An 11,038-nucleotide genomic window follows, 5' to 3' on the forward strand; every position below is an offset into this window, starting at 1 on the left:
CGCCGCAAGCGGCGTCGGCTGCGGCCGCAGCGGGCTCCGGCGCCGGCGAACGCGCCAATGGTCCGGTGCGCGGCTTCGTCGCGACCCGCACCGGCACCGCAACCAAGACCGACACGCCGATCATCGAAACCCCACAGTCGATTTCCGTCGTCACCACCGACCAGGTCAAGAACCAGGGTGCGGAATCGGTCGGTGCCGCGCTGCGCTACACCGCCGGCGTCAGCGGCGACGTCAATGGCGGCTCCGACACGCGCTTCGGGGGCTTGCAGATCCGCGGTTTCGACATGACCATGCCGGGCCTCTATCTCGATGGCCTCCGGCTGCCCAGCAGCCAATACGTGCACTTCCTCGGCCTCGAGGCCTACGGTGCCGAGCGACTCGAAGTGCTGAAGGGGCCGTCCTCGGTGATGTATGGCGGCAGCGGCACCGGCGGCATTCTCAATTATGTCAGCAAGCTGCCCACGGCCTACCAGTTCGGCGAGATGTCGGTGTCGGGCGGCAGCTTCAATCGCTATCAGGGCCAGTTTGACGTTGGCGGCCCCGCCAACAAGGAAGGCACCGTGTTGTGGCGCCTGACCGGTGTCGTCCGCGACGGCGAAACCCAGGTCGATTTCACCAAGGACAACCGCGTCTTCGTCGCGCCGGCGGTGACGTTCAAGCCGAACGACGACACCACCATCACGCTGCTGGCCAATTATCAAAAGGACACAGCCGGCTGGGGCCTGCAGTTCCTGCCGGCATCGGGCACCGCGTTTGCCAATAACGGCCGCTTCATCCGGAATACTTTTTTCGGCGGCGAGCCGAACTTCAACCAGTTTGACACCGAACAGGCATCTGTCGGCTACCTGCTCTCGCACGACATCAACGAGGCCATCACGTTTCGGCAGAACCTGCGTTATTCGTGGATGCACAACGAACAACGCAGCTTCTACGGCACTGGCTACGCTTCGCCGGCCGACGAAGCCGCCGGCCTGATGTCGCGCTACGGCGCCGGCGGTGCATCGACCATCAACTCCTTCGCGGTCGATAACCAGCTCCAGGGCAAGTTCGTCACCGGCATCCTGAGCCACACCGCGTTGTTCGGCATCGACTACCGCAACACCTCGTTCCGGGACGCCGCTTCAGGGTACAGCACCGGCAAGATCAACGTGTTTGCGCCTGTCTACGCCAACACATGGACCAATGACGGCCCGTACGACGACAAGGGCGTCAGGCAGTCGCAGATGGGGTTCTACGCGCAGGACCAGATCAGGCTCGGCCGGCTCTCGTTCCTGCTGGGCGGCCGGCAGGATTTTGCCACGACCGACCTCGACAATCACCTCAACAGGACTTCCGCCTCAACGGACGCTTCGGCATTCACCGGCCGCGCGGCCGTGATGTACAATTTCGACAACGGGATCGCGCCGTATTTCAGCTACGCCGAATCGTTCCTGCCGGTGCTCAACGTCAACGCCGCGGGCGAACTGCTGAAGCCGGAAACCGGCGTCCAGTACGAAGTCGGCGTGAAGTACCAGCCGGTCGGGATCAATGCGCTGATCACGCTGGCGGCCTTCGACCTGACGCGGGCCAATGTCGTCACCTTCGGGGCGCCCCCGGCATACATTCCCGAGCAGACCGGGCAGGTGAAATCGCGCGGCGTCGAACTCGAAGGCACCGCGACGCTGGTGGAAGGTTTCAACATCCGCGGCGCGTACTCCTACATCGACGCGATGGTCACGCAGGATCCCGTGAACGTCGGCAAGGCGCCGACCACGGTGCCGCTCAATCGGTTCTCGCTGTGGAGCGACTACACGGTGCAGGGCGGGCCGCTCGCCGGCGTGCAGGTCGGTGGCGGCATTCGCTATGTCGGCTCGACCTTCGGCGATGACGCCAACACCTTCAAGGTGTCGGCGTCGACGGCGGTCGATGCGTTGCTTGCCTATACCAAGGATAACTACCGCCTGGCGCTGAACGTCACCAATATCGCCGACACCCGCTATGTCGCGGCCTGCTACGGCTACACGAGTTGCTTCTACGCCGAAGGCCGCAAGGTGATCGCGAAGCTGACCTATCGATGGTGAACAGGCTGCGACACACAGCGACGGATACGTCACCGCCGGTCGGTCGATCGGCGGTGACGATGTTTGATAATTGAGGCAACCCCAACAGCACGGGCGAAAGCCATGAAATCGATCTTCGGGCGACTGCATCGCTGGGCCGGCCTTCTCACCGCCGGCTTTCTGTTTTTTTCAGGAATCACCGGCGCGATCATCTCGTGGGATCACGAGCTCGACGACCTCTTGAACGCGCACCTGTTCGATGTGACGAGCAGCGGTCCCGCGATTCCGTCTGTCGATCTTGTCAAGCTGATCGAGCAGCGCGATCCGCGCGCGCGTGTCGTCCACATGTTCATGACGCCGGAAAAAGATCATTCGTTGTGGTTCTTCGTGCTGCCGCGGATCGACCCGGCCACCGGCAAGCGGTTCAACCTCGATTACAATCAGATCTTCCTTGATCCCAACACCGGCGCGGAACTCGGGCGGCGCTATTGGGGCGCGGTGTGGCCGGTGACGCGCGAGAACTTCGTCTCGTTCCTCTACAAGCTGCACTACACCATGCACATTCCGGAGTTCTGGGGCAGCGACCGCTGGGGCATGCGCGTACTTGGCGTCATCGCCATCATCTGGACTATCGACTGCTTCGTCGGCTTCTATCTGACGCTGCCGTCGCGTCGCCGCGCCAAAGCAGAGCGGGCGCCTGCCGTTGCGCGCGAGCTCGGCCGCGGCTTCTGGGCGCGTTGGGCGCCGGCCTGGAAGATCAAGACCTCGGGCAGTGGCTACCGCATCAATTTCGATATCCACCGCGCCTTCAGCCTGTGGACCTGGGCGCTGCTGTTCGTGATCGCCTTTACGGCGTTCTCGCTCAACCTGTATTTCGAGGTGTTCTCGCCCCTGATGAAGACGGTGTCGGACTACACCCCGACGCCGTATGAGCAGCGCCCGTACCGGCATCTCGACGATCCGATCGAACCCAAGGTCACGTTTGCGGATATCGCGGCGCGTGCGGCGGCCGACGGCAAGAGCCGCGGATGGACCACACCGGTCGGCTCAATCAATTATGGCCCGGCCCACGGCGTATATGCCGCGGCCTTCTTCCACCCCGGCGATGATCACGGTGCAGGCGGCGTCGGCCCGGCGCAGCTTTATTACGACAGCGAGGACGGACGCCCGATAGGCGCGAGACTGCCATGGGTCGGCACCGCCGCTGATATCTTCGTGCAGGCGCAATTCCCGCTGCATTCCGGCCGCATCGTCGGCCTGCCCGGCCGTATCCTGATTTCGATCATGGGACTGGTGGTCGCGGCGCTGTCGGTGACCGGCGTCGTGATCTGGTGGCGCAAGCGCCGCGCTCGTGTCCGACGGCGCGAGACTGCTGCCACACGTTCGACCGGACAGCTCGCGCCCGCGGAATAGCTCTGTCGAGCTCGTTCCGCGGCCGCGTAGGATGGGTAGAGCGAAAGCGAAACCCATCAATCAGCGTGCGGAGAGAGTGATGGGTATCGCTGCGCTCCACCCATCCTACCTGCTGCGGGTTTTAATCGCAGTAGGCCCACCTGCCATAGCCGTCGTCGCATCGCGCCCGCGCACGGTAGGGCACGGGCAGAGGCGGCCTCGGCGCATACTCCAATGTGTAGTCGCGTTCCTGCGCGTAGTAGCGATCCTGAGCGTAGTAACGCTCGGGATAGGCGGGTGCGCGTTCGACATAGGCCGGTCCGTACTCGCCATACACCGACGCCGGTGCGCGGTATACGGGGGCCGGCGTTCCGTAAGAGGGCCGATATCCGTAACCGGGTTCCGCGTAAGGCCGATGGGAAGGTCCCGGACGCACATAGACGTCCGATGAAGGCGCGTAGATTCCGCCCGGCGCCACGTAGACGGATGACAGGTCGCTGGCCGCGGCGGCCGCCGAGTACAGGACAACAAAGGCCAGCGTGAGCGATGATCGGTACATGTGTGAAACCTCCAACAACGCAGCCTCGCCAGCCAGCATGATTAATTTTCGCTAAACAATCCGCACGGTGCAATCATATTCTGCGCCAAGATGTGTGCCATTTCTGGACTGCCCACAGTGCATCCACATTGCGAGTTGAGGACGCAGGCATTGCGCAGCGGCGTCAATGACGGCTGAGGATGCGTATCGATAGGATTGTCGTCATGAACACCTTCACAATACGGCCGATGCAACCAGACGAAATCTCGCTCGCGATAAACTGGGCCGCGGCCGAAGGCTGGAATCCTGGCCTCGCTGACGACGCCTGTTTCGCGTCTGTCGATCCAAAAGGCTTCTTCATCGGCGAGCTCGATGGCGCGCCGGCGGCGATCGTCTCCTGCGTCAATTATGATGCGCGCTTTGCCTTTCTCGGCTTCTACATCGTGCGGCCGGACTTGCGCGGCCGCGGCTACGGCCTGCGCATATGGAATGCGGCCATCGCGCATGCGGGCCCGCGCGTGATCGGGCTCGATGGCGTGGTGGCGCAGCAGGACAATTACAGAAAGTCCGGGTTTAAGCTCGCTTACGCCAACGTCCGCTATGGCGGCACGGTCGCGGCGCCGGATGCGCCGCGGGCCGGTGTTGTTGCGCTGAACGAAGTCCCGCTGGCGGCGGTGGAGGCGGATGATGCGACAGTGTTTCCGGCGTCGCGATCTGGGTTCCTGCGGGCCTGGATCGGCGCGCCCGGGCATACCGGTTGCGCGCTGGTGCGGGATGGAACGCTGGCCGGCTGGGGTGTGATCCGGCCATGCCGGAAAGGTTTTAAGATCGGCCCGCTGGTAGCCGATGACCGTGCCACCGCCGAAACGGTGTTGTCCGCCTTGCTCGCCAAGGTGGGCGGCGGCGAGATCTTTCTGGATGTGCCCGGCATCAATCGTGACGCCGTCGCGCTTGCGCAGGATTTGGGATTAGCGCCGGTGTTCGAGACGGCCCGCATGTACACCGGCGCGATTCCGTCGCTGCGGCTGGAGCGGGTGTTCGGCGTCACCAGCTTTGAGCTGGGGTAGGTTCGCGGAATCGATTGGCCTGCGAAGCGATCGCGTCCGTCGACGCGAACTGATGGGTATCGCTTTCGGTCGTCGAGCTACGGCGGACAAGTTGTTCCACCCATCTGACGCACTGACCACCGCACAAAGGTTGGATCCGGGCACAATAATCAGATCACTTGCTTAATCACCGGTTCCCAGGGAACGGGTAGCACCTTTGCTTGTTAGTGCCGATGGATCACTTCTACCTGCATATCATCTGCGCGAGCATTCTGCTGCTCGTGACCGCGTTCGCGCTGGGAACGCCTGGCTTGAAATCGGATGGTCCGCCGGAGAAAGCACTTTTAATGCGGGTCGCAAACCGATGACGCGTAGCGCCTAACCGGTTTCCTGCGGCGTTCGCCGCGATGCGGAAAAAATCTCCCAGCTCACCATGAACATCGCGGCGATCAGCGGGCCGATGACAAAACCGTTCAGGCCGAAGACGTCGATGCCGCCGAGCGTGGAGATCAGCACCACGTAGTCCGGAAGCTTGGTTTCCTTGCCGACCAGGAATGGACGCAGCAAATTGTCCACTAGGCCGATGACGAGCACGCCGTAGAGGATCAGCCCGATGCCCTGCCATATGGCGCCGGTCGCCAGGAAGTAGATCGCAACCGGAAGCCAGACCAGCGCCGCGCCAACGGCAGGGACCAGCGACAGGAACGCCATCAGCACGGCCCATAGCAGGGCTGCGTGGATTCCGAGGAACCAGAATGCGATGCCGCCGAGTGCGCCCTGAACGATGGCAACCAGGACGCCGCCCTTGACGGTCGCCCGAAGGACGTCGGCGAATCTGGCGAACAGCGCTGCCTTTTGAGCGCGCTGCAACGGAACGGCCTCCTTGATTCGTTCCGCCAGTGCCCTGCCGTCGCGCAGCAGGAAGAACAGCAGGTACAGCATGATGCCGAGCCCGATCACGAAGTCGAACGTGTTCAGCCCGATGTTGAGCGCCTGCGGGGCGAGAGCCTGGCCGCCCTGCATCAGGCCGGATGCGAGCTTTTCGCGCAGGGCTGAAAAATCGGTCAGGTTGAGCCGCTCGATCAGCCCGGTCGCCCATGCCGGCAGGGCCTCGACGATCCGCTGCAGGTAGCCGCCGAAATCGTACTCGCCGGACTGGATCTTCGCGAACAGGCTCGATGCTTCCTGGGCCAGCGACGTCGCGACCATCGACAGCGGCAGGATGACCATCGCGATGATGATCAGAACGGTGACCGCGGCAGCAAGGCTTCGCCGGCCATTCGTCGCCGCGAGCAGCCTGCGATGAACCGGCGCAAAGATCACCGCCACGACGACCGCCCAGAGAACGGCGCCATAGAACGGGTACAGCACCCAGGCGAACGCCAGCGTGACGGCGACAAGCAGCAGCAGGAACGTCTGATTTTCGATCCTTCGCACGGCGGTCTCGCTTCCCAGCTTTCGGATTGGGCCCGGTTGTAGTGGATCAGGGGCGACGAAAACAGGAAACTTTTACCGGCATGCCGCCTTCGCTTTACCTGTGGCTCATTTCATCGGGGCCTATTTCACCAGGATCTGGCCGACCATGCCGGCCTCGCGGTGGCCGGGGATCAGGCACGAATATTCGAACGTGCCTGATTTGGTGAACTTCCAGACGATCTCGGCCGATTTCTTCGGTGCAAGCCGAACACCGTTCGGTTCGTCATGTTCCATATGCGGGTTCTCCATCATCGCCTTGGCGTGTTTCAGATTTTCCGCCGTGGTGGCGAGCAGGAATTCGTGGTCATCCTCGCCGGTGTTGCGGATCACAAAGCGGATCTGTTCGCCGCGCTTCACCTCGATGCGGGCGGGCGCGTAGGCCATCTCGCTCATCCCGACCTCGATGGTGCGGGAAGGCTTTTTGGGATCGCCGGGCTCGCCCGCCGCATAGCTTTGGTGGGCGTGCTGTTCATGGCTGTGCGCCAGGCGCGGCAGCGCCGAAAGCGCGGTTAGCGCCAGCAGGATTGTCACAATGGTTTTCATTCGATGTTCTTTCTCGTGTTTTGTCGGAATGCGCTGCGCAATGGCACAAGACGCCGCAAGCTGCGCAAACATGATTGAACGCTCTGACGGACCACAGGCATGCGCGCGCAGTCGCAAGCGCGGCTGGCCGTGTCGTTACGTCAGGTCAGGCGATGGGAGGGCGGTAGAGCAGAGGGGGCGCTTTGCCCGGCAGGTGCTGGAAATTCCCGGAGACGCAGAGCGAGATCGGCTGCAGGGGTTTTGCGATGGCGGGCAGATCGGCCGCGATCGCGGAAAGGCAGAACATGGCGCAGCAGGATCCCGGCGAGCCCTTGCCGTCATGCTGATGCTTGGCGTGCTCCTGCGTGGCGTTGCCGGCGCCGGCGTGATGTTCGTGATGTTGATGTGTCTCACCATGCTCATGCGAGGCGGCAGCCGCATGTACATGCGCGGCAGCGACCGGCTGCAGCCTGACCATCAGGCACGACGCAGCATCGCCGAACGCGAGCGCAACACCCGGAGCGAGCACGCAAAACAGATATAGCAGGGCGACAAACCACCCCGCCTTGACGCGCACAGGCCTCGTCAAGCGAACGAACATGGCGTCAATTTAGTGCCCGCTATCGATTTCGCCAAGGTGGCAGCTCGTTCTCTCCGTCATTCCGGGGCGTGCGAAGCGCGAGCTTTGATGTGCAGTTGCACATCAGAGAATCCATTTCGCTACTGGCTATGCGGCTTAATGGATTCCGGGCCTGCGCCAAGGGGGCACATCCCCGATGTGCAATTGCACATCGGGGATGACGGCGGAGGTCGTCCCTCCACATCTGCATGCCCAATATCGCGCCATTGTGGCTTGACCTTAGGCGAATAGGCCACGAAGTTGCGTCCGCCGTGGCAATTTCTTCTGAACTCACCCGAGATTCCGACCTGTTCGTTCCCGATTCGCGTCGGGCATGGACCCGGCTCGCCGTGGCCGTGCTGATCGGTTCGCTCGGCAGTGTCGGCATGTGGTCGGTGGTGGTCGCGCTTCCCGTGGTGCAGGCGGAGTTTGGGGCGAGCCGGGGCGCCGCCTCTCTGGCCTTCACCATGGTGATGCTCGGATTTGGTTCCGGCGGGGTGCTGACCGGCAAGATCACCGACCGCTACGGCATCGTCACCGCGATCGGGCTCGGCATCGGCATTCTCGGCCTGGGCTACATCGTAGCCGGCATGTCATCCTCGATCTGGCAATTCATCCTGGTGCATTTCGCGATCGGGCTCTCTTCGTCGGCGACCTTCGGCCCGCTGATGGCGGAGGCCTCGCACTGGTTCGACCGCTACCGCGGGCTCGCGGTCGCCATCGCCGCCAGCGGCAACTACATCGGCGGTGCGATCTGGCCGCCGCTGGTGAATTTCGGCATGGAGCAGATGGGCTGGCGCACCAGCCATATCGCGATCGGCATCTTCACGGCGGTGGCGATGACGCTGGCGCTGGTTGGCCTGCGCATGCTGATGGGGGCGGGAGCCCAGCGCGATCACGAGAACGCGGCGCCGCCGCGCGTCGACTTGCGGCTCTCCACCAATGCGCTGACCGCGATCCTGTCGCTGGCCGGCATCGCCTGCTGCGTGGCGATGTCGATGCCGCAGGTTCACATCGTCGCCTATTGCGGCGATCTCGGCTATGGCGTGGCGCGCGGCGCCGAAATGCTGTCGCTGATGCTGGGTTTTGGGATCATCAGCCGGATCGGCTCGGGCTTCCTCGCCGACAAGATCGGCGGCATCCGCACGCTGCTGATCGGATCGGTGGCGCAAGGCACCGCGCTGTTGTTCTATTTGTTCTTCGACAGCCTGATCTCGCTCTACATCATCTCCGCGATGTTCGGCCTGTTCCAGGGCGGCATCGTGCCGAGCTACGCGATCATCGTGCGCGAGGCGATGCCGGCGTCGCAGGCCGCAACCCGCGTCGGCATCGTGATCTTCGCCTCCGTGTTCGGCATGTCGTTCGGCGGGTGGATTTCCGGCGCGATCTTCGACGCCACGGGCTCCTACAGCGCGGCGTTCGCTAACGGGCTGGCGTGGAACGCGCTGAACATCGCGGTGATGCTGTTGCTGTTGATGCGGGCGCGCGGGTATTCCGCAAAAACAGGCACCGGCTTTGCCACCTGAATACGCACACACGCGCGGCAGCGTGCGGATTTCTGACGCTGGTCAGGCCTTCTGAGACGCGTGCGAGCGCAGCGGTCGTAGCGCATTGAGATACGCCGCCAATCAATCTCGGTGAGTTTGCCTTGACAGCTTGCCAGCCCCGCAGCCTATCATTTTCGCCAGAGAGGAGCCTGACGATGACCATCACGATTACCGCCTTTGAACGGTCACCGGATGGCGGCAAGGGACTGGCGCGTGATACCCGCGTTCGCTGGGCGCTGGAGGAAGTAGGCCAACCTTACGAGGTTCGTCTTGTTTCGTTCGGAGCGATGAAGGAACCCGCACATCTGGCGCTGCATCCTTTCGGGCAGATTCCGACCTATGAGGAAGGCGATCTCGGCTTGTTCGAGACGGGGGCGATCGTGTTCCATATCGCGGAGCACCATGCGGGCTTGTTGCCGGACGATGCCAATGCAAGGGCGCGCGCGATCACATGGATATTCGCCGCGCTCAGCACGGTGGAGCCGCCAATTCTTGAACTTATGACCGCCACGATCTTTGAGGGCGACAAGCCCTGGACCGCACAACGTATGCCTCTGGTCCTGGATCGCGTTCGTGACCGGCTGGGCCAGCTTTCCGCTCGCCTTGGCGATGCCGACTGGCTCGATGGCGCGTTCAGCACGGGCGACCTGATGATGGTGTCGGTGCTGCTCAGGTTGAGAGCGTCGGGTTTGCTGGACGAATATCCGAACCTCTCCGCCTATGTGGCCCGCGGCGAAGCGCGGCCCGCCTACAAGCGTGCCTTCGACGCTCAATTGGCGGTTAACAAGCCGCCGGCCGGCTGATTGAGGTCCGGCTCGAAGTTGTCATCCGGGTTTTTCGTTCAGTTCATGGGTTCTGACCCTAGACGGCTTGTCCGGCCTTCAACAGCGAACACCCCGTGATCTTGAGGCTGCCATCAGGCTGCTGTTCCAGCGTGTACATCGCTTCCCAGGCTTCGCCATTGTCGTCGACAATGTGGACGCGCTGGGCGATGTGGCCGCCTGCGGCGCGCGCCTCGCCGAATTCGAAACTCTTGTGGCGATAGACCGGCGCATAGCCTTGCCGGACCATCTGCATGAAGATGTCGGCCTGCGGAAAGATCTGCCTGATCTCGGGCGCGGCATGGGAATAGGCCGCTGCAGCATCGTCGCGGCTGAACGCCTGCTCCTGCGCGCGGATCACGCTTTGCGCTGTGGCGATGTCGTCGGCGACGGCCGGTGAAGCAAGCCCGAGCGCGCGCATGCAAGGGCCCTCCGATCGACGGTTATGGAAATTTATACCCACGGAGTTTCGGGTGGAAGCGCTTGTTCCCGATCCGTTGGCGGCACGGCGGAGATGTTCTTTTGGAACCAGGGAACCGCCCAGTCACCTATCAGCTTGTTTCAAGCGCCTCAACGGACGCCCCGATGCTGCTTAATGGCACTTCCATGCGGAAACCGGAGCCGAAGGAGCAACAACATGACCCCACACATATCAGAGGAATTTCCCACCAGCTTGATCGACTGGAGTCTCTTCGCGATCATGGACGACACGATACCGCCCCGGGATCCTGAAGAAGACGACGAGGACGAGGAAGAAGAGGACGAGGAGGACGACGACGAACCGCCGGTCGTGCGCGAGCCGGACGAAGACTATGGCATGATGCTTTTAAGATTGGGCATAGCCTGAGACGGCTGTCGCCGCAATGGTAAGCCGCCGGGCTAGTGCGAGTGCAAGTCCAGGAACGGCGTATCGTTGGCGCTGACATAGAAGATGACAACCTTGGTTGTCTCGGTGGTGCTGCGGTTATAGCCGGTCATCGGCACTTTGGGCGGCTCGACCAACGCTTCGCCCGCCTTGACCGTGAGCGGCGGGCGGCC

General features: G+C 62.9%; 11 protein-coding genes. 6 read left to right on the forward strand and 5 right to left on the reverse strand.

Annotated elements, in window-relative coordinates; all coding sequences use genetic code 11:
* Positions 1-65 precede the first annotated feature (65 nt).
* Both CP49_RS41585 and fsrB read left to right on the forward strand, forming a co-directional pair.
* Complete coding sequence (locus CP49_RS41585) at positions 66-2,060, forward strand: TonB-dependent siderophore receptor (RefSeq protein WP_063791855.1); 1,995 nt, start codon at positions 66-68, stop codon at positions 2,058-2,060.
* Between the two features lie 102 nt (positions 2,061-2,162).
* Positions 2,163-3,452: a siderophore utilization protein FsrB gene (gene fsrB, locus CP49_RS41590; protein ID WP_057855869.1), complete on the forward strand. Its 1,290-nt coding sequence runs from the start codon at positions 2,163-2,165 to the stop codon at positions 3,450-3,452.
* A 121-nt stretch (positions 3,453-3,573) separates the two neighbouring features.
* On the opposite strand, the gene CP49_RS41595 is transcribed toward fsrB, so the two are convergent.
* Entirely contained in the window at positions 3,574-3,990 is a 417-nt protein-coding gene (locus tag CP49_RS41595) for a hypothetical protein (protein ID WP_156438938.1), read from the reverse strand.
* A gap of 203 nt (positions 3,991-4,193) precedes the next feature.
* Here CP49_RS41595 and CP49_RS41600 point away from each other — a divergent pair, with 203 nt between their 5' ends.
* A complete protein-coding gene (locus tag CP49_RS41600; RefSeq protein ID WP_057855918.1) occupies positions 4,194-5,036 on the forward strand; it encodes a GNAT family N-acetyltransferase in 843 nt (280 codons plus the stop codon).
* Between the two features lie 357 nt (positions 5,037-5,393).
* On the opposite strand, the gene CP49_RS41605 is transcribed toward CP49_RS41600, so the two are convergent.
* The 3 genes from CP49_RS41605 to CP49_RS41615 form a co-directional block, all read right to left on the reverse strand.
* Positions 5,394-6,452 (reverse strand): AI-2E family transporter, encoded by a 1,059-nt coding sequence (locus CP49_RS41605; protein ID WP_057855871.1) that lies wholly within the window; start codon positions 6,450-6,452, stop codon positions 5,394-5,396.
* A 120-nt stretch (positions 6,453-6,572) separates the two neighbouring features.
* Positions 6,573-7,034, reverse strand: coding sequence for a cupredoxin domain-containing protein (locus CP49_RS41610; protein WP_057855919.1), 462 nt, complete (start codon positions 7,032-7,034; stop codon positions 6,573-6,575).
* A 145-nt stretch (positions 7,035-7,179) separates the two neighbouring features.
* The gene (locus CP49_RS41615) at positions 7,180-7,614 is read right to left on the reverse strand and encodes a hypothetical protein (protein ID WP_057855872.1); all 435 of its coding nucleotides are present in this window, start codon (positions 7,612-7,614) and stop codon (positions 7,180-7,182) included.
* A 326-nt stretch (positions 7,615-7,940) separates the two neighbouring features.
* Between CP49_RS41615 and CP49_RS41620 the strand changes: the two genes are divergently transcribed.
* Together CP49_RS41620 and CP49_RS41625 are read left to right on the forward strand one after the other, a co-directional pair.
* Positions 7,941-9,158 (forward strand): MFS transporter, encoded by a 1,218-nt coding sequence (locus tag CP49_RS41620; RefSeq protein WP_245311145.1) that lies wholly within the window; start codon positions 7,941-7,943, stop codon positions 9,156-9,158.
* A 176-nt stretch (positions 9,159-9,334) separates the two neighbouring features.
* On the forward strand, positions 9,335-9,982 hold the full coding sequence (locus CP49_RS41625) for a glutathione S-transferase family protein (protein WP_057855874.1): 648 nt from the start codon (positions 9,335-9,337) through the stop codon (positions 9,980-9,982).
* 58 nt (positions 9,983-10,040) lie between these two features.
* Here CP49_RS41625 and CP49_RS41630 read toward each other — a convergent pair whose 3' ends face one another.
* The gene (locus CP49_RS41630; protein ID WP_057855875.1) at positions 10,041-10,421 is read right to left on the reverse strand and encodes a DUF4864 domain-containing protein; all 381 of its coding nucleotides are present in this window, start codon (positions 10,419-10,421) and stop codon (positions 10,041-10,043) included.
* Between the two features lie 216 nt (positions 10,422-10,637).
* Between CP49_RS41630 and CP49_RS41635 the strand changes: the two genes are divergently transcribed.
* A complete protein-coding gene (locus CP49_RS41635) occupies positions 10,638-10,847 on the forward strand; it encodes a hypothetical protein (protein ID WP_057855876.1) in 210 nt (69 codons plus the stop codon).
* Positions 10,848-11,038: the final 191 nt, after the last annotated feature.

This window comes from Bradyrhizobium valentinum (assembly GCF_001440405.1).
GTDB lineage: Bacteria > Pseudomonadota > Alphaproteobacteria > Rhizobiales > Xanthobacteraceae > Bradyrhizobium > Bradyrhizobium valentinum.